The organism is Pseudoxanthomonas sp. CCNWLY206-1, assembly GCF_039710385.1.
GTDB lineage: Bacteria > Pseudomonadota > Gammaproteobacteria > Xanthomonadales > Xanthomonadaceae > Pseudoxanthomonas_A.
The window spans coordinates 151,257-175,250 of the sequence record NZ_JBDKXI010000009.1; the positions used below are offsets into that span (position 1 = coordinate 151,257).

Annotated in this window: 18 protein-coding genes and 1 tRNA gene; 1 reads left to right on the plus strand and 18 read right to left on the minus strand. The window is 62.0% G+C overall.

Annotated features, from left to right (window positions below; genetic code table 11):
- Nucleotides 1-91 precede the first annotated feature (91 nt).
- Nucleotides 92-1,585, plus strand: coding sequence for a DUF1501 domain-containing protein (locus AADW18_RS18615; protein ID WP_337344897.1), 1,494 nt, complete (start codon nucleotides 92-94; stop codon nucleotides 1,583-1,585).
- Between the two features lie 60 nt (nucleotides 1,586-1,645).
- Here the strand turns inward: AADW18_RS18615 and AADW18_RS18620 are convergent, their stop codons facing one another.
- The 18 genes from AADW18_RS18620 to nuoF form a co-directional block, all read right to left on the minus strand.
- Complete coding sequence (locus AADW18_RS18620; RefSeq protein WP_337344898.1) at nucleotides 1,646-2,725, minus strand: SGNH/GDSL hydrolase family protein; 1,080 nt, start codon at nucleotides 2,723-2,725, stop codon at nucleotides 1,646-1,648.
- A 148-nt stretch (nucleotides 2,726-2,873) separates the two neighbouring features.
- Entirely contained in the window at nucleotides 2,874-4,982 is a 2,109-nt protein-coding gene (gene pnp, locus AADW18_RS18625) for a polyribonucleotide nucleotidyltransferase (protein ID WP_337344899.1), read from the minus strand.
- Nucleotides 4,983-5,165: 183 nt separating this feature from the next.
- Entirely contained in the window at nucleotides 5,166-5,426 is a 261-nt protein-coding gene (gene rpsO, locus AADW18_RS18630; RefSeq protein WP_337344900.1) for a 30S ribosomal protein S15, read from the minus strand.
- A gap of 148 nt (nucleotides 5,427-5,574) precedes the next feature.
- Complete coding sequence (gene truB, locus AADW18_RS18635; RefSeq protein ID WP_337344901.1) at nucleotides 5,575-6,525, minus strand: tRNA pseudouridine(55) synthase TruB; 951 nt, start codon at nucleotides 6,523-6,525, stop codon at nucleotides 5,575-5,577.
- A gap of 178 nt (nucleotides 6,526-6,703) precedes the next feature.
- The gene (gene rbfA, locus AADW18_RS18640) at nucleotides 6,704-7,072 is read right to left on the minus strand and encodes a 30S ribosome-binding factor RbfA (RefSeq protein WP_337344902.1); all 369 of its coding nucleotides are present in this window, start codon (nucleotides 7,070-7,072) and stop codon (nucleotides 6,704-6,706) included.
- A gap of 113 nt (nucleotides 7,073-7,185) precedes the next feature.
- Nucleotides 7,186-9,825 (minus strand): translation initiation factor IF-2, encoded by a 2,640-nt coding sequence (gene infB, locus AADW18_RS18645; protein WP_337344903.1) that lies wholly within the window; start codon nucleotides 9,823-9,825, stop codon nucleotides 7,186-7,188.
- A gap of 130 nt (nucleotides 9,826-9,955) precedes the next feature.
- Nucleotides 9,956-11,467, minus strand: coding sequence for a transcription termination factor NusA (gene nusA / locus AADW18_RS18650; RefSeq protein ID WP_337344904.1), 1,512 nt, complete (start codon nucleotides 11,465-11,467; stop codon nucleotides 9,956-9,958).
- A gap of 3 nt (nucleotides 11,468-11,470) precedes the next feature.
- A complete protein-coding gene (gene rimP, locus AADW18_RS18655) occupies nucleotides 11,471-12,121 on the minus strand; it encodes a ribosome maturation factor RimP (protein ID WP_337344905.1) in 651 nt (216 codons plus the stop codon).
- 169 nt (nucleotides 12,122-12,290) lie between these two features.
- Nucleotides 12,291-12,367, minus strand: a tRNA-Met gene (locus tag AADW18_RS18660).
- Between the two features lie 184 nt (nucleotides 12,368-12,551).
- Nucleotides 12,552-14,015 (minus strand): NADH-quinone oxidoreductase subunit NuoN, encoded by a 1,464-nt coding sequence (gene nuoN, locus AADW18_RS18665; protein ID WP_337344906.1) that lies wholly within the window; start codon nucleotides 14,013-14,015, stop codon nucleotides 12,552-12,554.
- 9 nt (nucleotides 14,016-14,024) lie between these two features.
- Nucleotides 14,025-15,536, minus strand: a complete 1,512-nt coding sequence (locus tag AADW18_RS18670; RefSeq protein ID WP_337344907.1) for an NADH-quinone oxidoreductase subunit M — start codon at nucleotides 15,534-15,536, stop codon at nucleotides 14,025-14,027.
- Between the two features lie 46 nt (nucleotides 15,537-15,582).
- Nucleotides 15,583-17,820 carry an NADH-quinone oxidoreductase subunit L gene (gene nuoL / locus AADW18_RS18675; protein ID WP_337344908.1) on the minus strand — a complete coding sequence of 746 codons (2,238 nt, stop codon included), beginning with the start codon at nucleotides 17,818-17,820 and terminating at the stop codon, nucleotides 15,583-15,585.
- An 11-nt stretch (nucleotides 17,821-17,831) separates the two neighbouring features.
- The gene (gene nuoK, locus AADW18_RS18680) at nucleotides 17,832-18,137 is read right to left on the minus strand and encodes an NADH-quinone oxidoreductase subunit NuoK (RefSeq protein ID WP_337344909.1); all 306 of its coding nucleotides are present in this window, start codon (nucleotides 18,135-18,137) and stop codon (nucleotides 17,832-17,834) included.
- Complete coding sequence (locus tag AADW18_RS18685; RefSeq protein ID WP_337344910.1) at nucleotides 18,134-18,805, minus strand: NADH-quinone oxidoreductase subunit J; 672 nt, start codon at nucleotides 18,803-18,805, stop codon at nucleotides 18,134-18,136. The genes nuoK and AADW18_RS18685 overlap by 4 nt, the downstream gene beginning before the upstream one ends.
- 19 nt (nucleotides 18,806-18,824) lie before the next feature.
- Nucleotides 18,825-19,313, minus strand: a complete 489-nt coding sequence (nuoI, locus tag AADW18_RS18690; protein WP_337344911.1) for an NADH-quinone oxidoreductase subunit NuoI — start codon at nucleotides 19,311-19,313, stop codon at nucleotides 18,825-18,827.
- A gap of 19 nt (nucleotides 19,314-19,332) precedes the next feature.
- Nucleotides 19,333-20,424 carry an NADH-quinone oxidoreductase subunit NuoH gene (gene nuoH / locus AADW18_RS18695; RefSeq protein WP_337344912.1) on the minus strand — a complete coding sequence of 364 codons (1,092 nt, stop codon included), beginning with the start codon at nucleotides 20,422-20,424 and terminating at the stop codon, nucleotides 19,333-19,335.
- Nucleotides 20,421-22,664: an NADH-quinone oxidoreductase subunit NuoG gene (nuoG, locus tag AADW18_RS18700; RefSeq protein WP_337344913.1), complete on the minus strand. Its 2,244-nt coding sequence runs from the start codon at nucleotides 22,662-22,664 to the stop codon at nucleotides 20,421-20,423. Before nuoG ends, nuoH begins: the two co-directional genes overlap by 4 nt.
- Nucleotides 22,661-23,992 carry an NADH-quinone oxidoreductase subunit NuoF gene (gene nuoF, locus AADW18_RS18705; protein WP_337344914.1) on the minus strand — a complete coding sequence of 444 codons (1,332 nt, stop codon included), beginning with the start codon at nucleotides 23,990-23,992 and terminating at the stop codon, nucleotides 22,661-22,663. Before nuoF ends, nuoG begins: the two co-directional genes overlap by 4 nt.
- Between the last annotated feature and the right edge of the window lie 2 nt (nucleotides 23,993-23,994).

Consider the following 23,994-nt stretch of genomic DNA (forward strand, 5'->3'; position numbering starts at 1 on the left):
GAGGACGGCGCTCCTACAAGGGCAAGCCCCTGGCAAGGCGGGGAAGCAACGTGACTCATCCCAATAACGTTAATAGGCCCTGGACACCGACATGAGCAACTTCAAACTGACCCGTCGGGAATTCGTCAAAGGCTGTGGCAGCGCGGCAGTACTCAGCGCTGCCGGCAGCAGCCTGATCTTCGCCGATGGTGCCGCAGCGGCTGCGAACAGCTACGACACCGTGGTGCATCTGTTCCTGCGCGGCGGCATGGACGGCTTGAATCTGGTGGTGCCCATCAGCGGCGCGGACCGTACGTTCTACGAAGAAGCCCGGCCAGATCTTTCGATCGCCGCCACCGGTACGTATGGCGCATTGCCGCTGACGTTGAGCGGCGGTGCGGCGACTGGATTCGGCCTGCATCCCTCGGCGAACGGCCTGCGCGATCTGTGGAACGACAGCAAACTGGCGATCGTGCATGCCTGCGGTATGTCCACAGCGGTCACTCGCAGCCACTTCGACGCGCAGCTGTATATCGACCTGGGCACGCCAGGCAAGTTCGGTTCTGGCACCGGCTGGATGACGCGCGCCTGGCAAACCCGCGCCAGCGGCACGCCAGCTGCCACGTTGCCGGCCTTGGGCGTCAGCGGAACGCAACCAGCCGGCCTGATGGGCGCCACCGATGCGTTGACGATGAGCAGCCCTTCCGATTTCGGATTGAATTCAGGTGCTTATGCCTGGCAGAAAATCCGCGACGGCGCACCCGCGGGTTTTCGCGGCATCAACGAGACGTTGGCGGATCTTTGGGTGGGCCAAAGCGGCCTGGAGATCGAGGGACGTCGGGCGAACGGAGCACTCGGCATCATCGGTCAGCAAGCCTTCGCCAGCCTGCCCACTACCTGGCCCACGGGCGGATTCGCGCAGCAACTGTGGACCATCGCCCAGTCGATCCGCTTCAACCTGGGCCTGCGTTATGCCACGTTGGACCTGGGCGGCTGGGATACCCATGAAGGGCAAGGCACGGCGGGCAGCGGTTATCACTACTATCAGAACAAGATCAACGAACTGTCTTCGGCGCTGTACGCGTTCTTCAACGAATTGAATGCCGGTGGAGAGATGTCGCGAGTCACGGTGATCGTGCAATCGGAGTTCGGTCGCCGCGTCCGTGCGAATGCCAATGGCGGCACCGACCATGGCTACGGCAATCCGTTGCTGGTACTGGGCGGGCCCGTCAACGGCCGTCGCTTCTTCGGCAGCTGGCCGGGACTGAACCCGGAAACGCTGTCGCCGACTTTTGGCGACGTACCCGTTACCACCGATTATCGCCGTGTGTTCTCCGAAATCCTGATCCGCCGCATGGCCAATCCCAATCTCAGCCAAGTATTCCCCGGCTATGCCGGCTACGCTCCGCTGGGCATCGTGCAAGGCACCGATATCGCGGCGCAGTCGCAGGCGGTCGCGGCTTCAGCACCGGCCTTGGAGAGCCCCTCCGCTACCGGCGGGATAACCAGCGGAGCCGACAACGGATTCTCACCGCACGAACGTGTGGTGCCGGATTGGCAACGACGCGGCAAGGTGAATCGGATGATTACGCGGCGCGAGCGGTAGACCCCACGCGGAAAAAAGCCAGGTGAAGACCTGGCTTTTTTTATAGCTGCGGGTGTTCGCTTATCTCCCCTGCCAAAGTTCAGGATGGGCTTCGACATAAGCATTGATAGTGTCAGCAAGCGCCTCATGATCCTTGAGTGATGGATGCCAGTGGCAGGCGGTGATTTCCACCGTGGGATAGGCGAGCAGGTGGATGCGCTTGTCGCCTTCTTCCTGCATCGTTTTCAGGGCCAAGTGGTTGCCTGCGGCATAATTCGTGTCGTAGCTTTCCAGCACGAATAGAAGAATGAATGCGTTGGGGTTTTTCTTCCGCAGCATTCGCAGGAAGTCCGCGTAGGCCTTGTCGAAATCCTTGCGCAACGCCTGCTGGTTCTTCCATCTACCGTCAGATTTGACTGCGGGCACGAAGTCGTTGGCGCCTATTCCGACGACGATGATCTGCGGCTTCCAGGCCTCGTTCTTGTATACGATTGGACTATCGAACAGTACGCGCGGATAGAGTGATGTCATGCTCATGTCCGGTTTCGTGCTTTCGTAGTTGCGCACCACGCCTATGCCGGAATACGCATTGACCTGGTAGTCGGCGTTGAACCGGTTTGCCACCAGCGCACCATAGGCTTTCTGGCTGTCGGTCGAGAGGAATAGTTGTTCATCGGTGCATTCGCGAGTCGCGGAAGTATTGCCGTAACCGACCATGTCCGAGTCGCCGACGAACTCGATCTGGCGCGGTCGCGATGGCGACGGCAATGCCTTGCCCGAAGCGGGGATATAGAACCCTTCGAAGGTGCCGGTACCGTTCTGCGATTCGGTGAGTTTTTCCAGACGAATCGTGTGGCGGCCTTCGGTCAGGTTAGCGATCTTGTGTTCGACAGTACCCGGGCGATCCAGTACGGCGCTTGGCTGTCCATCGACGAGAATGCGCAAACGATTAGTGTCGTCGGCCACGCGCACAGAAACTTCGGAGCCTTCGAACGCGGCTTCGAAATACACCGCGGGCCATTGATAACGGTAGATAGGCTGCTTGCCATCGCTGGTGGTCGCGACTCGCCCACCGATGTGCAGAGGCAAAGGTGTCTGGGCAGCTGCGTGAGTGGATGAAGCGAAGACGATGGCCAGCAATAGCGCTTTGAATGGCTTCATGAGATTCCCCTGTGAATGCCAAGCCTAGCGCATCATCACGTCGCTCCCACAAATGTTAATCCCATAGACCTGATCCAACCACGGTAAACACGCAAAGAAAAAGCGGGCCGAAGCCCGCTTTTTTTGAAGCCTGCAATGTCGTGGCGGCTTATTCGGCCGGCACGCCTTCGCCTTCTTCCACGGCCTTGATCGACAGGCGGATACGGCCCTGCTTGTCGACTTCCAGCACTTTGACCTTCACCAGATCGCCTTCTTTCAGCTTGTCGCTGACCTTTTCCACGCGCTCGCTGGAAATCTGCGAGACGTGCACCAGGCCGTCCTTGCCCGGCAGGATGGTCACGAACGCGCCGAAGTCCATGATCTTGGCGACCTTGCCTTCGTAGATGCGACCCGGCTCGACGTCCGAGGTGATCTGTTCGATGCGCGCCTTGGCGGCCTGCGCAGCGGCGGCGTTGACCGAGGCGATGATGATGGTGCCATCGTCCTGGATGTCGATCTGGGTGCCGGTTTCCTTGGTGATGCCCTGGATGGTGGCGCCGCCCTTGCCGATCACTTCGCGGATCTTGTCCGGATGGATCTTGATGGTCAGCAGACGCGGGGCGAACTCGCTGAGCTCCAGGCGCGGCGTGGTCAGCGCATGGGCCATTTCGCCCAGGATATGCAGACGACCCGCCTTGGCCTGATCCAGCGCCTTCTTCATGATCTCTTCGGTGATGCCTTCGATCTTGATGTCCATCTGCAGCGCGGACACGCCGTTGGAAGTACCGGCCACCTTGAAATCCATGTCGCCTAGGTGATCTTCATCGCCCAGGATGTCCGACAGCACGACGAAGTCGTTGCCTTCCTTCACCAGGCCCATGGCGATACCGGCGACGGGCGCCTTGATCGGCACGCCGGCGTCCATCAGCGACAGCGAGCTGCCGCAGACCGATGCCATCGAGGAGGACCCGTTGGATTCGGTGATTTCCGAGACCACGCGGATGGTGTACGGGAATTCTTCCAGGCTCGGCATCACGGCAAGCACACCGCGCTTGGCCAGACGACCGTGGCCGATTTCGCGACGCTTCGGGCCCATCATGCGGCCGGCTTCGCCCACCGAGTAAGGGGGGAAGTTGTAATGGAACAGGAAGTTGTCCTTGTACTCGCCCGACACGGCGTCGATCACCTGGCCGTCGCGCGCGGTGCCCAGCGTGGTGACCACGATGGCCTGGGTTTCGCCGCGGGTGAACAGCGCCGAGCCATGGGTACGCGGCAGCACGCTGACCTTGGAGGAGATCGGGCGCACGGTATCCAGGGCACGGCCGTCGATGCGGACCTTGGTGCTCAGCACCGAACCGCGCATGGTCTGGTATTCCAGTTCGCCGAATTCCTTGGACAGTTCGGCAGCGCTCCAGCCATCGGCTTCGGCACGGCCGGCCAGCGACTGCAGCACGTCTTTCTTGATGGCGGCAATGGCATCGCGGCGTTGCAACTTGTTGTGAATCTGGAAGGCCTGGGCCAACTGGGTGCCTACCGCCTCCTTCAACGCCGAGATCAGTGCTTCGTTCTTGGCCGGTGCCGACCAGTCCCACGACTTGGTACCGGCTTCAACGGTCAGTTCGTTGATGATGTTGATGACCTTCTGCATTTCGCGATGGCCGAACATCACTGCGCCCAGCATTACTTCTTCGGACAGCTGGTCGGCTTCGGATTCGACCATCAGCACGGCGTTGCTGGTACCCGCGACGACCAGCTCCAGCTTGGAATCCTTCAGCTCGCTGACGGTCGGGTTGAGCACGTATTCGCCGTTGATGTAACCAACCTTGGCCGCACCGATCGGACCATTGAACGGCGCGCCGGTCAGTGCGACGGCTGCCGAGGCGCCGATCAGCGCCGGGATATCGCCGTCGATTTCCGGGTTCAGCGACATCACCGTGGCGATGACCTGCACTTCATTGCGGAATTCTTCCGGGAACAGCGGGCGCAGCGGGCGATCGATCAGGCGCGAGATCAGCGTCTCTTTCTCGGTCGCGCGGCCTTCGCGCTTGAAGAAGCCACCGGGGATGCGGCCGCCGGCGTAGAACTTCTCTTGGTAGTCGACCGTCAGCGGGAAGAAGTCCTGCCCTTCACGGGCCGACTTTGCCGCCACGGCGGTGACCAGCAGTACGGTGTCATCGAACTTGACGATGACCGCGCCGCCGGCCTGGCGGGCGATTTCGCCGGTTTCCAAAGTGACTGTGTGTTTGCCGTACTGGAAGGTCTTGGTAATTTTTGCCACGTTGATTCCTTAGGGATATTGCTTAACGGATTGACCGTGCGCGACCCATGCCGCACGCGGGTGGCCGGATGCTCCGGCCGCTGGCTCTGCTGAAACGTTGTCTGCCTGGCTGGCGGGTGAGGCGCATTCCATTCCCTGAAATGCAAACCGCGGCGCATTTCTGCGCCGCGGCGGGGTATTGGGTTAGCGGCGCAGACCCAGTTTTTCGATCAAGGTCTTGTAGCGCTCGTTGTCTTTCTTTTTGAGATAGTCGAGCAGGCTGCGGCGGCGGTTGACCAGTTGCAGCAGACCGCGGCGGCTGTGGTGATCTTTCTTGTGGGTCTTGAAGTGGCCGCTGAGCTGTTCGATGCGGGCGGTCAACAGGGCGACCTGGACTTCCGGCGAACCGGTATCGCTCGCGCTGCGCTTGTTTTCTTCAATGACTTTCTGGGTATCTACTGACATAGGTTTTTTCTCTGAGATGCGTGGCCTGCAGGAACGCCGGGAGATACCGAAGTAAACCGGAGCACCGCTGGGCTCGCCGTAAGCAAAAGGGAGTTGCCGTGAAATCGGCCGCGAAATTGTAGCCGCGGACGCCTTTTGAAACAAGGCTTTATTGCAGCGGTACTGGCTTTGGCGCCGTTTCGGGACAGGCCCAGGTGAACAATCGTTGCGGCGACAGCAGCCCTTCGGCATCCACCACCGCCAGCCCCAGGACGCGTCCTTCCGGTCCGTAGACCGCCAATGTGCCCGCCGATGCTTCATAGCCACGCAGGCGCTGCCCTTTGCCCAGGCGCTGGGCGGACTCGGCATCCAGGTCGAGGCGTGGAAAGCCGGTCAGTCCGGCTTCGATCGGCAGCAAACAAGCTTCCAAGGCGGCTTCGCCTTCCTGTTCAGCCAATGCCTGGAGCGCGTCCAGCGTGAACATCCGCGGCTGCATGAACGGGTCTACCCACAGGCGGCGCAATTCGGCGACATGCGCGCCACAACCCAACGTTTCTCCCATATCCCGCACCAGACTGCGCACGTAGGTGCCCGAGCCGCATTCCACGCGGAGTTTCACGCGATCGCCTGCATGCTCGAGTATCTGGATGCCATGGACCTCGACGTCGCGCTCTGGTGCTTCGATGGTTTCACCCCGGCGCGCCTTGGCGTACAGCGGCTCCCCGCCCTGCTTCAAAGCCGAATAGATCGGCGCGCGCTGACGGATGACTCCGCGAAGTGGCGCCAAGGCGGCTTCCAACCGATCGGCGTCGATCGGCGGCACAGACCGCTGGCGCAGAACAGCGCCGTCGGCATCGTCCGTATCCGTGGTGACGCCCAGCACAGCGGTGGTGTCGTAGGCCTTGCGCGAACCCAGTAGTAGCCCGGCGATCTTGGTGGCTTCACCGAAGCACAGCGGCAGCAACCCGGTGGCCAGTGGATCCAGGCTGCCGGTGTGGCCGCCCTTCTCCGCCCGAAACAAATGCCGCACGCGCTGCAACGCCTGGTTGGAACTCAGGCCCGGGGGCTTGTCCAACAGCAGGATGCCGTCAAGGCGGCGGAAGCGAGGGCGTGCGGCCATTAGGTCTCTGTTTTGACGGGGCACGAAGGCTCGGGACCGGTAGGAGCGGCGTCCCGCCGCGAGCTCTTGGCTCCTATCGCGATCTGCCAAGAAGAGCTCGCGGCGGGACGCCGCTCCTACCGACGGGTGCCGCTCCTACGGGGATCGGGCACACCGCGTCGCAGCTTCGTCGAGGAGCTTACTCGTCTTCGGGTTCGCTAGGCGGAGGCAGGTCGCGCAGCAGATTGTTGATGCGCTCGCCGCGGTCCACGGAGTCGTCGTAGTGGAAATGCAGTTCTGGCACGTGCCGCAGCTTCATGGCCTTGCCCAATTGGTAGCGGATCTGGGGCGACAGCTCTTTCAGCGCCTTGACCGCTTCGGCCGAACGTTCCTGCATCAGCGCCGTGACAAACACCTTGGCATGGGCCAGGTCGCGGGTGACTTCGACATCGGAAACGCTGACCGACGGCAAGCCATGTTCGCGCACGGCTTCATGCACCAGCGTGCCCAGCTCGCGGCGGAGCTGGGCTGAAACGCGGTCGGAACGATAGAAGGATTTAGTAGGCATGGTGAGAACTCCTGATCAGGGGCCGGAGAGCAGGGATCAGAGGCCAGAGGGAAAACCAAGGCGGCAGTGCCGTCGATTTTCCCCTGGTCTCTGGTCTCCGGTCTCTGCCTACATCACAGCGTACGCTGTACCTCGATACGCTCGAAGCACTCGATCTGGTCGCCGGGCTTGACGTCGTTGTAGGCCTTCACGCCGATGCCGCACTCGGTGCCGTTGCGTACTTCGTCGACGTTCTCCTTGAAGCGGCGTAGCGATTCCAGTTCGCCTTCGAATACCACCGTGCTTTCGCGCAGTACGCGAATCGGCTTGTTCCGCTTGACCACACCCTCGACGACCATACAACCGGCCACCGCACCGAACTTGGAACTGCGGAACACATCGCGGACTTCGGCGACGCCAATGATCTCTTCGCGGATTTCCACGCCCAGCAGACCGGAGGCCACCTGCTTCACCTGATCGATCACGTCATAGATGATCGAGAAGTAGCGCAGGTCCACGCCGTTGGTTTCGATGATGCGGCGTGCCGAAGCGTCGGCGCGCACATTGAAACCGATGATGGTCGCCTTGGAGGTGACCGCCGAGTTGGCGTCGGATTCGGTGATGCCGCCCACGCCCGAGTGGATGATGTTGATGCGGATGGATTCGTTGGAAAGTCCGATCAGCGAATGACGCAACGCTTCCACCGAACCCTGCACGTCGGCCTTGATGATCAGGTTGAGGCTCAACTGGCCCTCGCCCTTGCCCAGCTGGGCCATGATGTCTTCCATGCGGCTGCCGGCGGACTGCACCAGGCGCGATTCACGGCGCTTGGCATCGCGCTGCTGCGCCACATCCTTGGCCAGGCGCTCGTCTTCGACCACGACGAAGTCGTCGCCCGCTTCCGGCACGCCGGAAAGACCCAGCACCTGCACCGGGATCGACGGACCCGCTTCGGCCGGTTGACCGCCGGTTTCGTCGAACAGCGCGCGCACGCGGCCGTATTGGATGCCGCAAACCAGATAGTCGCCCTTTTTCAACGTGCCTTGTTGCACCAGCACGGTCGCGACCGGGCCGCGGCCCTTGTCCAGCGAAGATTCGATGACCACGCCAGTGGCACGGCCATCGCGCGCTGCACGCAGCTCCAGCACTTCGGCCTGGAGCGTGATGGCATCCAGCAGCTCGTCGACGCCTTGGCCCGTCTTGGCGGAAAGTTCGACGAATTGGGTGTCGCCGCCGAATTCCTCGGCCACGACTTCCTGCGCCAGCAATTCGTTCTTCACGCGCAGCGGGTCGGCACCGGCCTTGTCGATCTTGTTGACGGCGACGATCAGCGGAACGCCCGCCGCCTTGGCGTGCTTCACAGCCTCCACCGTCTGCGGCATGACGCCGTCGTCGGCCGCGACCACCAGCACCACGATGTCCGTGAGCTTGGCACCGCGGGCACGCATCTGCGAGAACGCCGCGTGACCGGGAGTGTCGAGGAAGCTGACCACGCCCTTCGCGGTTTCCACATGGTAGGCGCCGATGTGCTGGGTGATGCCGCCGGCTTCGCCACTGGCGATCTTGGTGCGGCGGATGTAATCCAGCAGCGAGGTCTTGCCGTGATCCACGTGGCCCATGATGGTGACCACCGGCGGACGCGGCAGCTTCTCACCCTGCACTTCCTCGGTATGGGCCAGCAACGCGTCCTCGGCGTCGCCACTGCTGGCGCGCACGGGCACATGGCCCAGTTCTTCGGTGACCAGCGCCGCGGTGTCGTAGTCGATGGTCTGGGTGATGGTCGCCATGACGCCCATCTTGAACAGCGCCTTCACTACATCACCACCCTTCAATGCCAACTTCTGCGCCAGATCGGCAACGGTGATCGTTTCGCCGATCGCAACGTCGCGCACTACCGGCGCGGTGGGGCGCTCGAACCCGTGCTGACCGCCACCGCCACGCGCCTGCTCGACTTGGCGGCGTTGCTTCGGCTTGACGCGCGAGGTCGTGCGGCGCGCGCGATCGGCGGCCGACAGATGCAGCTGGCCAGCGAAGCGCTGGGTGCTGTCGTCGTCCTCGACGCCGGCGACCATGGCGTGCGAACCGCGGGTCTTGTGTTTGTGCGCGCCAGCGGTGGCGCGATCGTCCACGCGCGGTGGATCCTTGCGGACCACCGGCTTGGGCACGTGATGTCCGCCCGGCTTGGCTGGACGCGCGGTGGCTTCTTCGTCGCTGGCCGGCACGCCTGCCGCGGCGGCAGCGACCTCGGCTTCGGCCTGCAGACGCGCAGCCTCTGCTTCGGCGCGCACGGCCTCTTCTTCCTGGCGGCGACGGTCGAGCTCTTCCTTGCGGCGGCGATCTTCCTCGGCCAGGCGCTGCTGTTCTTCCAGGTTGCGCTGCTTGGATGCTTCCAGCTTGCGCAGGATTTCGGCGCGCTCCGGATCCATTTCCAACTGCGAAGCCGGGATTTCCGGTTCGGTCGGCTTGACGTAGGTCCGCTTCTGGCGGACCTCCACGTTGACCGTGGTCTTGGTGCGGCCGGCAGCCACCGTCACTTCCTGGACCTTGCGCCGGTTCAGCGTGATCTTCTTCGGCGCGGCCGCGTCCTCGACGGGCTTCTCGGTCTTGCCGTGAGTACGGCGAAGGAAGCCGAGTAGCTTCATCTTCTCGGTGCTGGTCACGACCTGGTCGGGACCGCTGAACTTCATACCGGCCTCGGCCAGTTGCTCCAGCAGTTTTTCGACCGGGGTATTAACCAGTTCGGCCAGCTTGCGGATGGTGGTTTGCTGCGTCATTCGGATCCTATGACCTTGTTTGCGCCCCCACGCCGGTAGCGGAGGGAACGCGGATTCTAAGCCCTGCGGTTACCAGGGCGGCGTTCATCGACGGCTCATTCGCCGCGCCCCGGACGGGCCCTCGTGGCGCTCATGCGCCACGCTCTAAACGAGCAATTTCCTCGGCACGGGCGGCCAGGATCAGCGCCGCGGCGCGTTCCTCATCCAGTCCCTCAATGCCGAATTCCACCACCTCATCGGCGGCCAGATCGGACAGCTCCTCGCTGGTGCGGACACCATGCGAGGCCAGCGCGTAAGCGGTTTCTTCGTCCATGCCTTCCAGCGCCAGCAGGTCTTCCGCCGGCTGATGCTCTTCCAGACCTTCTTCCTCGGCCAGCGCTTCGTTGAGCAGCGCGTCGCGAGCACGGGCACGCAGCTCTTCCACGATGTCTTCGTCGAAGCCTTCCACCGCCAGCAATTCGCCGACCGGCACGTAAGCGATTTCCTCGACCGTGTTGAAGCCTTCGCTGACCAGGATGGCAGCGATTTCCTCGTCCACTTCCAGCTTGTCCATGAACAGCTGGCGGGCGACGGCCTGTTCGGCCTCCGACTTGGCAGCCACTTGGTCCTGGGTCATCACGTTGAGCTGCCAACCGGTCAGGCGGCTGGCCAGGCGCACGTTCTGGCCACCCTTGCCGATGGCTTGGGCCAACCGGTCTTCAGCCACGGCCAGGTCCATCGAATGCTTTTCTTCATCGACGATGATCGACTGCACTTCGGCCGGCGCCATCGCGTTGATGACGAAGGTGGCCGGATTGTCGTTCCACAACACAATGTCGACGCGCTCGCCATTGAGCTCGTTCGACACCGCCTGCACGCGCGAACCGCGCATGCCGATGCAGGCGCCGATGGGGTCGGTGCGAGTATCGTGCGCCAACACCGCGATCTTGGCGCGGTCGCCCGGATCGCGTGCACAGGCCTTGATCTCGACCAGGCCCTGGCCCACTTCCGGCACTTCCAGCTTGAACAGTTCGATCATGAATTCCGGTGCGGCTCGGCTGATGAACAGCTGCGGGCCGCGCGGTTCGGAGCGCACGTCGAACAGATAGCCGCGGACGCGGTCGCCGGCGCGCAGCACGTCGCGCGGAATGCCCTTGTCCTTCGGAATGAAGGCTTCGGCATTGCCGCCCAGATCCACGTAGATGTTGCCGCGCTCGGCACGCTTGACCACACCGGTCACCAGCTCGCCTACGCGGTCTTTCCAGGCGTCGACCACCTGGGCGCGTTCGGCTTCGCGCACACGCTGCACGATCACCTGCTTGGCGGCCTGCGCGGAAATGCGCCCGAAATCGGGGTTCTCGATCTGTTCTTCGATGTAATCGCCTACTTCGACGTCATCGCTTTCGTCGATAGCATCCATCAGGCGGATCTGTCGGTCAGGCGATTCCATCACTACGTCATCGGCCACCACTTCCCAGCGGCGGTAGGTTTCGTAGGTGCCATCCTTATGGTCGATCGTTACGCGCACCTGCACGTCCTGTTCCGGATAGCGCTTCTTGGCGGCGGACGCCAGCGCAGCTTCGATCGCGTCGAAGATCACTTCCCGCGGCACGCCTTTTTCATTGGCGACCGCATCCACCACCAGCAAAAGTTCCTTACTCATTTATCACTCCGCTCTCGGCTTGTTGGCCGCCGGCTTGTTGGGTTGTTGCTTGCGTGTCTTTTTCGGGGCGGGCTTGCCCTTCCCCGGCTTGTTGGGAGCCGCTGTCTTCGCACGGCTCCCGGTATTGCGGCTTCCAGTATTAGAGCCCGCATTGGGCTTTTCAGGCGCAAAGCCCAGGGCCGCCCAGTCGGGCACCAGCCGAGCCTTGTCGATATTATCGAATGCGACCGTCATCTCGGCGGCATCGACCGTAAAAACCACGTTTTCGCCTTCGATTTGGGTAATCACGCCCTGCAGGCGCCGGCGTCCGTCCTGCGGCAATTTCAACACGACTTTGGCCGATTCACCCTGGTGGCGAACGAACTGCGCCAACGTGAACAGAGGCCGGTCGATGCCGGGAGAAGAGACTTCCAGGGTGTAGTTGCCGGAAATCGGATCTTCCACATCCAATTGGGCGGAGACTTCCCGGCTGACCGCTTCGCAGTCGTCGATGCCAACCATGCGCGAAGCCTGTTCGGATTCGGGCACGTCGATGTACAGGCGAAGCGTGGCGCTGCCGGGAGCCGGCAGATATTCGGCGCCCAGCAGTTCCAGCCCGAGGGCATGCACCGTTGGAGCCAGCAGGTTAGCGATTTGGGTAGCCTTGTCGCTCACGTGGTGACCTTTCAACAAATGTCTGGATTACGAAAACAACAAGGGGCCCGATGGGCCCCTTGTCCGATACGCTGGATTCCGGTGCGAAGATGGGAACATTCATCTTTCGCGTGCCCGAGCCTTTGACAGTGAGGAGCCTCAAAAAGAGGCTTTTTCTCACCGAAAAGCTTGGTAGCGGGGGCAGGATTTGAACCTGCGACCTTCGGGTTATGAGCCCGACGAGCTGCCAGACTGCTCCACCCCGCAGCAGAAGCGGAATTATGACGATTCAAGCGGTTTATTGCAAGTGTTGAATCGCATCAAAAACAAAATACAAGAAGACCGGTGAAACAGATGGGTGCCAATAGCGGCAATACAAGCGGGTAGCCGAAATACAAGCACGCGCTTGTATTTCTAACTGCCCCCATTCCCCGCGTGACCGGCAGCAAAATCAGCCGGCGAATGCCTGCTGGCACCACGCCATGATCGGGTTCCAAGCGATACCCAGTACCAGCAGCGCCAGCGCGTTGACTCCGAATACGATCGGAACCACGCGGTCCGTACGAGCCAGCGGAACTTCGCCGACCGGCTCGTCGAAATACATCACCTTGATGATCCGCAGGTAATAGAACGCACCGATCACCGCGCAAACGACGCCTAGCAAGGCCAGCCACAGGAAACCACCGTTCAACGCGGCGCCCAGCACTACCAGCTTGGCCCAGAAGCCAAGGAACGGCGGCACGCCGGCCAGCGAGGCCATCACGCACAGAACCAGTCCTGCCTGCCACGGATTACGCGCATTCAGGCCCTTGAAATCATCGATCTTGTCGGCTTCGAAACCCTGCCGCGACAGCACGATGATGGCGCCGAATGCCGCCGCCGACATGACGGTGTAACTGATCGCGTAGAACAGCGCAGCGGCATAGCCGTTCTGTCCGCCACCAGCGAATCCCAACAGCAGGAAGCCGACATGCGAAACAGTGGAGTACGCGAGCATCCGCTTCAAATTGGATTGGGCAATGGCAATCAGGTTGCCGATGATCAACGACGCCGCCGCCAGTCCGGCCAGCAGCCATTGCCACTGCACCGTCATCGGCCCCAGACCGTCTTCCAGCAACCGGTACGCCATGCCGAACGCCGCCAGCTTGGGCGCGGAGCTGATGAACAACGTCACCGGCGTCGGCGCACCGTGATAGACGTCGGGCAGCCACATGTGGAAGGGGGCCGCGCCCAGCTTGAATGCCACGCCAGCAACCATGAACACCACGCCGGTCAACAGCAGCATGCGGTTGTCGCCGATCGCCAGCGCGGCATTGCTGGCTGCCTCATGAATACCGGGCAGGCTCAGCGTACCGGTAGCGCCATAGATCAGCGACATGCCATACAGCAGCAAGCCCGAAGCCAGCGAGCCCAGTACGATGTACTTCATCGCCGCCTCCGACGAAAGCCCGTCGTCGCGGTTCAGAGCGACCAGCGCGTAGGAACACAGCGCCAGCAGTTCCAGGCCCAGATAGACCATCACCAAGCTACCGGCGGAAACCATCATCATCATGCCGGAGGTAGCCAGCAGCACCAGCACGGGGACCTCGCCCGGATACAGGTTGCGTTCGCGCAGATAGGGCCAGCCATAGACCAGCGACAGACCACTGAGCAGCACGATAACGACTTTGCTCACATCGGCCATCGTGTCGCGCACGAACATGCCGCTGAATACGGTGCCCTGCCCGCCGACGCCCGTGGCGACCATGTACAGCACCACGGCAAGCACCACGAGCGACAAGCCATGGGTGACGACCCGGCGGCGGCTGTCCAGGAACAAGTCCAGCATCAGCAGCGCGAAGGCGCCTGCGATCAGGACCACTTCCGGCAACAGCGGCATCAGGTCGGCGGTGGAAGGTAGCATCGGCGTCGTCATGTTTCTTCCTTACAGCTTGCTGTTGGCGAGCTGCATCGCCAGTTGTGCGATCGACGGTTCCATCAGGTCGGTCAGCGGCTTGGGATACAGGCCCAACGCCAGCACGCCGATAGCGAACACACCCAACACCAGCGCCTCGCGCGAGTTGATGTCCTTCAACTCAGCCACGTGCGCATTGGCCACTTCGCCGTACATCACCCGCTTGATCAGCCACAGCGTGTAAGCCGCACCGATCACCAACGTGGTCGCCGCCGCCAGTGCGATCACTGGGTGCTTCTGGAAGCTGGCCACGATCACCATGAACTCGCCGACGAACCCGCTGGTGCCCGGCAGGCCCGAATTGGCCATACCGAACAGCACGAAGAACACCGCGAACCAGGGCATCACGTTCACCACGCCGCCGTAGTCCTTGATCATTCGGGTATGCATGCGGTCATACAGCACGCCAACACAGGAGAACATCGCGCCGGAAATGAAACCATGCGAGATCATCTGCACCATGGCGCCCTGCAGGCCCAGACGCGCGCCATCCATGTTGCCGTAATCGCGAACCAAGCCAAAGGCGATGAAGATGCCAAGAGTGACGAAGCCCATGTGCGACACCGACGAATAGGCGATCAGCTTCTTCATGTCGTCCTGCACCAGTGCCACCAGGCCGACGTAGATCACGCCAATCAGCGATAGCACGATCACCAGGGTGGCCCATTCGTAACCCGCGTCGGGCACGATCGGCAGCGTGAAACGCAGGAAACCATAGCCACCAATCTTCAGCATGATCGCCGCCAGGATCACCGAGCCAGCGGTCGGTGCTTCCACGTGCGCGTCCGGCAGCCAGGTATGCACCGGGAACATCGGCACCTTGACCGCGAACGCGATCAGGAAGGCGAAGAACAGCCAGGTCTGCTCCTTGGCATTGAGCGGCAACTGATAGAGGTCCGCCAGTTGGAAACTACCGCCCTTCAGGTACAGGTAGATCAGTCCGACCAGCATGAAGACCGAACCCAGGAACGTGTACAGGAAGAACTTCACCGACGCGTAGATGCGGCGCGGGCCGCCCCACACGCCGATGATCAGGAACATCGGGATCAACATGGCCTCGAAGAACACGTAGAACAGCATCGCGTCCATCGCGCAGAACACGCCCACCATCAGGCCTTCAAGGAACAAGAACGCCGCCACGTACTGGCTGACGCGCTTGTCCACCGACGTCCACGCACCGATCAGCGCCAGCACCGTCGTCAGCGTGGTCAGCACGATCAGCGCGACCGAAATACCATCCGCACCCAGCGAGTACCAGATGTTGAAGGCAGGTACCCATTCGTGCTTCTCGGCAAATTGCATGCCCGGATCGGCGAAGTTGAAGCCGGTCAGCAACGGCACACTGAAAACCAGCGTCAGCAGCGCCACCACCAAGGCTACCCAACGGGCCATGCCGGCGCGGGCGTTGCCCAAGGCGAGCACCAGCGCGCCGCCGAGGATCGGCAGCCAGATCACAATACTTAGCAAGGGCCAGTTCGACACGTGTGGTATCCGTTAGTTCAGCGCCAGAGGCGTCATTGCCAGGGCATTACTGCCAAAACCGGATGAGCACGGCCAACAGTGCAATCAGGCCGAGAATCATCGCGAAGGCGTAGTGGTAAAGGAATCCCGACTGGCTACGGCGCAACAAATGCGCAGCCAGGTCGATCAGCCGGGCACTGCCATTGACCGCTGCACCATCGATCACATGCGTATCGATCGCGCGCGAAGCCTGACCGAGCTTGACGCTGCCGCCAGCAAGACCACCGATCCACAGATCGTCCATGCCGTACTTGTTCTCCAATATCCGGACCGGCAGCGCAAAGCTCTTGCGCGCCTTCGCCGCCCAGTCGGGCTTGAACAGATACAGCAGCGTCGCCAATGCGAAGCCTGCGAACGCCAGCCAGAAGGGCGGCGCGGTGAAACCGTGCAGTGCGAATGCGGCGGGCCCGTGGAACTCCTCCTTCAGCGCGGCGACGGTATCCGATGCCGGCGTGATGAAGTCGATGGCGCCAAGGAAGAACGGCAACTGCTCGTGATGGCCGGTCCAATCGGTACCGAACAACATCGGACCAACAGTGAAGTAGCCAATCAGGATCGAAGGAATAGCCAACAGGATCAGCGGCACCGTCACCACCCAGGGCGACTCGTGCGGCGTATGGGCGTGATCGCCATGATGGTCATGGCCGTGATCGTCATGACCATGCGCTTCGTGTTCGTGCGCCAGCGCCGCTTCCTGCGCTTCCGACTCCGCTTCCGGAGCCACGTAGTGCGCGGGCGCGGGATCGTTGAAGCGCTCCTTGCCGTGGAAGGTCAAGTACAGCAAACGGAAGCTGTAGAAACTGGTGACGAAAACGCCTGCCAGCACGGCCCAGTAGCCGTAGGTGGCGACGAAGGTACTGGGTCCATGCACTTCCGGCGGCGCCATCGTGCCCAACTCGGCCAGCTTGGTGGCGAATTCGCCCGCCTGTTCCTTGTGGTGCTTGGCCGCTTCGATGATGGTGTCTTTCGAATAGAAGCCTGAGAAGAACGGCGTTCCCACCAGCGCCAAGGTGCCGATCAGACTGGTGATGTAGGTGATGGGCATGTATTTGCGTAGGCCACCCATCTTGCGCATGTCCTGCTCGTGGTGCATGCCGATGATCACCGAGCCAGCGGCCAGGAACAGCAGCGCCTTGAAGAACGCATGCGTCATCAGATGGAACACGGCCGCCGAGTAAGCCGATACGCCCAGCGCCACCGTCATGTAACCCAGCTGCGACAGTGTGGAGTACGCCACCACCCGCTTGATGTCGTTTTGCACGATACCGATCAGGCCGGTGAAGAACGCCGTGGTGGCGCCGATGAACAGCACGAAGTCCAGTGCGGTCTGCGACAGCTCGAACAGCGGCGACATGCGCGCCACCATGAAGATGCCGGCGGTCACCATGGTCGCGGCATGGATCAGTGCGGAAATCGGGGTTGGGCCTTCCATCGAGTCCGGCAGCCAGACGTGCAGCGGTACCTGCGCCGACTTGCCCATCGCGCCAATGAACAGGCACACACAGATGATGGTAGCGATGGACCAGATGACCGGCCCATCCAGCACCTGCCAGGTATTGCCGAATACGGTGATGGCCCCCGACCACACCGGGATAGCCTTGCCGACCAGCAACGTGGCGTTGGCAAACACGGTGGCGTAGTCGAGCGTGCCGAACATCAGCAGCACTCCCGCGATACCGAGCAGGAAGCCGAAGTCGCCCACGCGATTCACCAGGAATGCCTTCATGTTGGCGAAGATCGCGGTCGGCCGTTTGAACCAGAAGCCGATCAGCAGGTACGACACCAGCCCCACCGCTTCCCAGCCGAAGAACAGCTGCAGGAAGTTGTTGCTCATCACCAGCATCAGCATGCTGAAGGTGAACAGCGAGATATAACTGAAGAAGCGCTGGTAACCCGGGTCTTCGGCCATATAGCCGATGGTGTAGATGTGCACCAGCAGCGATACGAAGGTCACCACCACCATCATCATGGCGGTCAGCTTGTCGATCATGAAACCGACGTGGCCGCTGTAGTTGCCGACTTCGAAGAAGGTGTAGATGTTCTGGTTGAACGGTGAAGCTCCCTGCCCCACCAGTTGGTACAGCACCCAACCGGAGAGCGCGCAGCTGACCGCGACACCCAGGATGGTGACGATATGCGAACCGGCCCGGCCCACCTGCCGGCCGAACAGGCCAGCGATGACGCTGCCCAGCAGCGGCGCCAACACAATGGCCAGCAGCAGGTTCTTGGAAATCACGACGTCCATACCGGTCATCATCAGCCTTTGAGCGTATCGACTTCGGCGACGTTGATCGTGCGCCGGGTGCGGAACAGGGTGACCAGGATCGCCAGGCCGATGGCGGCCTCGGCGGCAGCCACCGTCAGAATGAAGAACACGAAGATCTGTCCCGCGGCGTCGCCCAACTCGCGCGAGAACGCGACAAAGTTGATGTTCACCGCCAACAACATCAGCTCGATCGACATCAGCAGCACGATGACGTTCTTACGGTTCAGGAAGATGCCCGCCACGCTGATACAGAACAGCACGGCGCCCAGCGCCAGCAGATGACCCACAGTGATCATGGCGTGTTCCCCCCTTGTAAGTTCTCCGCTTCGCCGGCAGCGGGTGCACCGGTTGGATGCACCGCCTTTTCGGACTGCATTTTCACCATGCGCAGGCGGTCCCCGGCTTTCACTCGCGACTGCTCGCCGGGATCCTGGGTCTTGGTGCCCGGCCGCTTACGCAGCGTCAGCATCACCGCAGCGATCACTGCCACGGTCAGGATCACCGCGGCGAACTCGAACGGCAAAAGGAATTCCGTAAACAGCGTGCGTGCCAGCCAGGAAGTATTGGATGTTTCGGCGGCCGAAGCAGCGGCATTCGCCGGGAATGGAACTGCCATCCGCGCCTTGATGCCGATCAGCACCAGCATCTGCCCCAACATCACCACCGCCACCAGCAGCCCGACTGGCAGGAATCGCACCCAGCCTTCGCGGAGCTTGACGATGTCGATGTCCAACATCATCACCACGAACAGGAACAGCACCATCACCGCGCCCACGTAGACCAGGATCAGGGCCACGCCCAGGAATTCGGCGCCGACCAGCAGCCACACGCAGGCAACCGAGAAGAACGTCAGGATCAGGCACAACACCGCATGCACCGGATTGCGCACGCTGATCACGGCGCCTGCGGCAACCACCGCGACAGCGGCAAACGCGTAAAAGCTGATCAATACCCAGTCCATCATGCTCTCTTTAGGAATGTTCTCAGCGGAAGGCGGCGTCGGCGGCGCGGCGCTCGGCGATCTCGGCTTCGAGCCGGTCTCCGATAGCCAGCAGCTGCGGTTTGGTAACGATGTTCTGGCCACGCTTGTCGAAGTGGTACTCCAACAGGTGCGTCTCCACGATCGAGTCCACCGGGCAGCTTTCTTCGCAGAAGCCGCAATAGATGCACTTGAACAGATCGATGTCGTAGCGCGTGGTGCGGCGCGTGCCGTCTTCGCGCGGGGCCGAGTCGATGGTGATGGCCAGCGCCGGGCAGACCGCTTCGCACAGCTTGCAGGCAATGCAGCGTTCTTCGCCGTTGGGATAGCGGCGTAGCGCGTGCAGCCCGCGGAAGCGCGGCGACTGCGGGAACTTCTCCATCGGGTACATCATCGTGTACTTCGGCTTGAAGGCGTACTTCAGCGTCAGCCACAAGCCCTGGGTAAGCTCCAGCAGCATCAGGCTCTTGAAGTAGTGGACAACCTTATTCATCGCAGCATGCCCTTCAAATTCATGCACCCTTCTCGAACACGCCGAAGAACGCCATCAGCGCCGTCACCGCGATCCACGCGATGGTCAGCGGAATAAATACTTTCCAGCCCAACCGCATGATCTGGTCATAGCGGTAGCGCGGGAAGCTGGCGCGGAACCAGATGTAGGCGCTGGCGAAGAACACCACCTTCATCAGCATCCACGGCCAACCACCCTTCCACAACCAGTCCACCCACGGAGATACATCAGCGGTTACCCAACCCTGGATCGGGCTCAGCCAACCGCCAAGGAAGAAGATCGAAACCAGGAAACTGACCAGAATCATGTTGGCGTATTCGGCCAGGAAGAACAGCGCGAACGCGGCGCCAGAGTATTCCACCATGTGTCCGGCGACGATTTCCGACTCGCCTTCCACCACGTCGAAGGGCGCGCGGTTGGTTTCAGCGACGCCCGACACCCAGTAGACGATGAACAACGGGAACAGCGGGATCCAGAACCATTCCAGGAAGCCAGCGTTGCCCGCCTGCGCCATCACGATCTCGCTCAGGTTCAAGCTGCCTGCCGCGATCAGCACGCCGACCAAGGCGAAGCCCATCGCGATTTCGTAGCTGACCACCTGTGCAGCGGAGCGCATCGCACCCAGGAACGCATATTTCGAGTTCGACGCCCAGCCGGCGATGATGATGCCGTACACGCCCATCGAGGTCATCGCCAGCAGGTACAGCAGGCCGGCGTTGGCGTTCGACAGCACCAGCTTGGCATCGAACGGCACCACCGCCCAGGCGGCGAACGCCGGTGCCAGCGTGATCAGCGGCGCCAGGATGTACATCGTCTTCTGCGCACTGCTGGGCTGGATGATTTCCTTGAACAGCAATTTGAAGACGTCGGCGAACGCCTGGAAGATGCCCATGCCCACGTACATCGGTCCATGCCGAACATGCATCCAGCCAATCAGCTTGCGCTCCCACACCACATAGAACGCGACCGCCACGATCACCGGCACGGCGATGGTCAGGATCTTCAGTACGATCCACAACACGGTGCCGATGTCGCCCAGCCCGAAGAACCAATCGCGCAACGGGCCTATCGCGTTGATCAACAGTTCGTTCATGCGCTCACCACCGTCACACGATCCGCTCCCAACGGCGCCGTGGCGCCATAGCCGCTTTCGATCCACGCGCTACCCGGGGCTACGCGTGCATCCACGACCACCGGCAATGCTGCCGTACCGCCGGCCACACTGACTTTGGCGACCTTGCCATCGGACACGCCGTTGGCTGCCGCATCGGTGGGATGAAGCACGATCCGTGCGCCGGTATTCAAGGGGTGTGCTTGCAAGGCTTCGGCACGGCGCACGACGCCATCGGTGCGGTAGATCGCCGCGGTCACCGTCAGTTCCAGTCCTTCGGAAGCGCTTGCGGCCGGCTTGCTGCCTGACTGCAGGTTCGCTGTGGTCGCCGGCTGATCGGTCAACACGGCTCGCAGCTCCGCCAGATCGACGAACTCGAAGCCCGCCAGCTGCAACTCACCCCCCAGCGCTCGCAGCACACGCCAGCCTTCGCGCGCTTCCCCTGGCGGCTTGCCACCCGCTTGCGTGCGCTGTTCGACGCCATCCAGATTGGTCAGGGTGGCGTCGATTTCCGGCAGCGCGCCAATCGGCAGGATCACGTCGGCCACCGCGCGCGTCGATTCGCAGGCGAAGTGGCTGAAAGCGACGACTTTCGCGGCGTTCAATGCTTTCTGCGCGGCAGCGGTATCAGCGAAATCCAGGCCTGGTTCGATGCCGTAGATGACGTAGGCGCTGCGTGGTTCTGCGAACATCCCCGCTACATCGCGGCCAGCAGGCAGCACGCCGTTGCGGGACAGGCCCACGGCATTGGCGCCCTGCGGGATACGGCACAGCGAGGCGCCCGTCGCCGAGGCGAAATCCGCGGCAGCCGCGCGAATCTGCGCGGCTGCAGGATGATTCTCGGCAATCGCACCGACGATCACCACGGCATGGTTGACGCCTTTGGCAGCATCGCGCAACGCGGCCTCACTCAAGGCAGCAGCGATTTGCGACGGTGGCACAATCCGCTTGCTCGTCTGGTTGAAAGCGAAGTCGAACTCAACCGGATTGACCACGTGCACCTTGGTGCCCTTGCCGTTGGCCTTGCGGATGCGCTGGTGCAACAGCGGCAGTTCATGGCGGATGTTGGTACCGACGAGAACGATCATGTCGGCTCGTTCGATCTCCGCCAGCGGCAACGCGAACGGCTGTGCCGTCGCACCATCGGAGAAGTCGCGGTTGAAGATACGGTGATCCAGATTGCCCGTGCCCAGGCCGGACGCCAGCTTGGCCAACAGGCCACCCTCTTCGTTCGAGGTAGCCGGATGCGCCAGCACACCGAGGCTGTCGCCCAAGTGGGCGCGCAGGATTTCAGCAGCAGCGCTTACAGCTTCAGCCCAGGAGACTTCATGCCATTGTCCGTCGATCTTGCGCATCGGCTTGAGCGCGCGATCGTCGCTGTATAGGCCCTGGTGCGAGTAACGGTCGCGGTCGGACAGCCAGCATTCGTTGACCGCTTCGTTGTCGCGCGGCACTACGCGAAGAACCTGGCCCCGACGCACGTGCAGGAACAGATTCGATCCCATTGCATCGTGGTAGCCGATCGATTCGCGCGCGATCAGTTCCCATGGGCGAGCACGGAAGCGGAACACCTTGTTGGTAAGCGCGCCGACCGGGCAGACGTCGGCAACGTTGCCGGACAGCTCGGTGGTCAGCGGCTTGCCATCGTAGGTACCGATCTGCAGATTCTCGCCGCGGTACATGCCGCCCAACTCATACGTGCCGGCGATCTCCGCGGTGAAGCGGACGCAGCGCGTGCACTGGATGCAGCGGGTCATCTCGGTGGCGACCAGCGGACCGATGTCCTCATCCGGCACCACGCGCTTGCGTTCCTGGAAGCGACTGACCGAACGGCCATAGCCCAACGACAGATCCTGTAGTTCGCACTCGCCGCCCTGGTCGCAGATGGGACAGTCCAGCGGATGGTTGATCAGCAGGAATTCCATGACGTTGCGCTGCGACTTCAGCGCTTTTTCGCTGCGCGTCTGGATCTTCATGCCGTCCATCACCGGCGTGGCGCAGGCCGGCGCGGGCTTGGGCATCTTCTCCACTTCCACCAGGCACATGCGGCAGTTGGCCGCGATACCCAGCTTGTCGTGGTAGCAGAAACGCGGAATCGGAATGCCGGCCTTGTCGGCGGCGCTGATGATCATCGAGCTCTTGGGTACGACCATCGACTGGCCATCGATCTCGATGGTCACGTGATCCGGCGGAACATTGGGATTTGCGGGTTGGGCGCTCATGCGGCCACTCCCAGCTTCTCATCCACAATGGATCGTCCATTGGCGATGTAGTACTCGAACTCGTGCCAGAAGTGGCGCAGCATGCCCTGCACCGGCCACGCGGCAGCTTCACCGAACGCACAGATGGTATGGCCTTCGATCTGGCCGGCAGCCGCCTTCAAGGTATGCAGGTCTTCCAGCGTGGCTTTGCCTTCCACCACGCGGGTGATCATGCGGTACATCCAGCCAGTGCCTTCGCGGCACGGCGTGCACTGGCCGCAGCTTTCCTTGTAGTAGAAACGCGCGATGCGCTGGCAGGCGCGCACCATGCAGGTGGTCTCATCCATCACGATCACCGCGCCAGAGCCCAGGCCGGATCCGGCTTTCTGGATGCTGTCGTAATCCATGGTCAGGCCCATCATGGTGTCGCCCGGCAGCACCGGCATCGACGAGCCGCCCGGGATCACCGCTTTCAGCTTGTTGCCGTTGCGCACACCACCGGCCATTTCGAGCAGATCGGCGAACGAAGTACCCAGCCGGATCTCGTAGTTGCCAGGTCGGCTGACGTGTCCGGACACCGAGAAGATCTTCGGTCCGCCATTGTTGGGCTTGCCGAGATTGAGGAACCACTCGGCGCCGTTGCGAATAATCGCCGGCACCGAAGCGTAGGTCTCGGTGTTGTTGATGGTGGTGGGCTTGCCGTACAAACCGAAATTGGCCGGGAACGGCGGCTTGAAGCGCGGCTGGCCCTTCTTGCCTTCCAGCGATTCCATCAACGCGGTTTCTTCGCCACAGATGTAGGCGCCGGCGCCCAACGCGTTATAGATATCGATATTGATGCCGGAGCCCAGAATGTTCTTGCCCAGCCAGCCGTGCTGATAGGCCTCGGCGGTCGCTTCTTCCAGGTGTTCGAACGGCTCATGATGGAACTCGCCGCGCAGGTAGTTGTAGCCCACGCTGGACCCGGTCGCGTAGCAGGCGATCGCCATGCCTTCGATCACCGCGTGCGGGTTGAAGCGCAGGATGTCGCGGTCCTTGGCCGTGCCAGGTTCGGATTCGTCCGAGTTGCAGAGGATGTACTTCTGCATATCGCCCTTGGGCATGAAACTCCACTTCAGGCCAGTCGGAAAACCCGCGCCGCCGCGACCACGCAAGCCGGACTGCTTGACCATGTCAACCACATCGGCAGGCGCGATCTTCTCTTCGATGATCTTGCGCAGCGCGCTGTAACCACCGGTCTTCAGATAGTTTTCGTACGACCACGGCTTGTCGAAGTGCAGTGTCGTGTAGACGACCTGGTGTTCTTTGGGGGCGGGGCCGACAGGGCCCGATGTTTCGTGGTGTGCCATGC

Coding starts and splice junctions, on each gene's coding strand:
- rpsO (WP_337344900.1), bottom strand. CDS start 5,426: ATGTCAGTAGATACCCAGAAAGTCATTGAAGAAAACAAGCGCAGCGCG.
- nuoI (WP_337344911.1), bottom strand. CDS start 19,313: ATGAATAAGGTTGTCCACTACTTCAAGAGCCTGATGCTGCTGGAGCTT.
- truB (WP_337344901.1), bottom strand. CDS start 6,525: ATGGCCGCACGCCCTCGCTTCCGCCGCCTTGACGGCATCCTGCTGTTG.
- nuoH (WP_337344912.1), bottom strand. CDS start 20,424: ATGAACGAACTGTTGATCAACGCGATAGGCCCGTTGCGCGATTGGTTC.
- nusA (WP_337344904.1), bottom strand. CDS start 11,467: ATGAGTAAGGAACTTTTGCTGGTGGTGGATGCGGTCGCCAATGAAAAA.
- AADW18_RS18615 (WP_337344897.1), top strand. CDS start 92: ATGAGCAACTTCAAACTGACCCGTCGGGAATTCGTCAAAGGCTGTGGC.
- nuoL (WP_337344908.1), bottom strand. CDS start 17,820: ATGGACGTCGTGATTTCCAAGAACCTGCTGCTGGCCATTGTGTTGGCG.
- AADW18_RS18685 (WP_337344910.1), bottom strand. CDS start 18,805: ATGATGGACTGGGTATTGATCAGCTTTTACGCGTTTGCCGCTGTCGCG.
- nuoK (WP_337344909.1), bottom strand. CDS start 18,137: ATGATCACTGTGGGTCATCTGCTGGCGCTGGGCGCCGTGCTGTTCTGT.
- infB (WP_337344903.1), bottom strand. CDS start 9,825: ATGACGCAGCAAACCACCATCCGCAAGCTGGCCGAACTGGTTAATACC.
- nuoG (WP_337344913.1), bottom strand. CDS start 22,664: ATGAGCGCCCAACCCGCAAATCCCAATGTTCCGCCGGATCACGTGACC.
- nuoN (WP_337344906.1), bottom strand. CDS start 14,015: ATGACGACGCCGATGCTACCTTCCACCGCCGACCTGATGCCGCTGTTG.
- rbfA (WP_337344902.1), bottom strand. CDS start 7,072: ATGCCTACTAAATCCTTCTATCGTTCCGACCGCGTTTCAGCCCAGCTC.
- AADW18_RS18620 (WP_337344898.1), bottom strand. CDS start 2,725: ATGAAGCCATTCAAAGCGCTATTGCTGGCCATCGTCTTCGCTTCATCC.
- nuoF (WP_337344914.1), bottom strand. CDS start 23,992: ATGGCACACCACGAAACATCGGGCCCTGTCGGCCCCGCCCCCAAAGAA.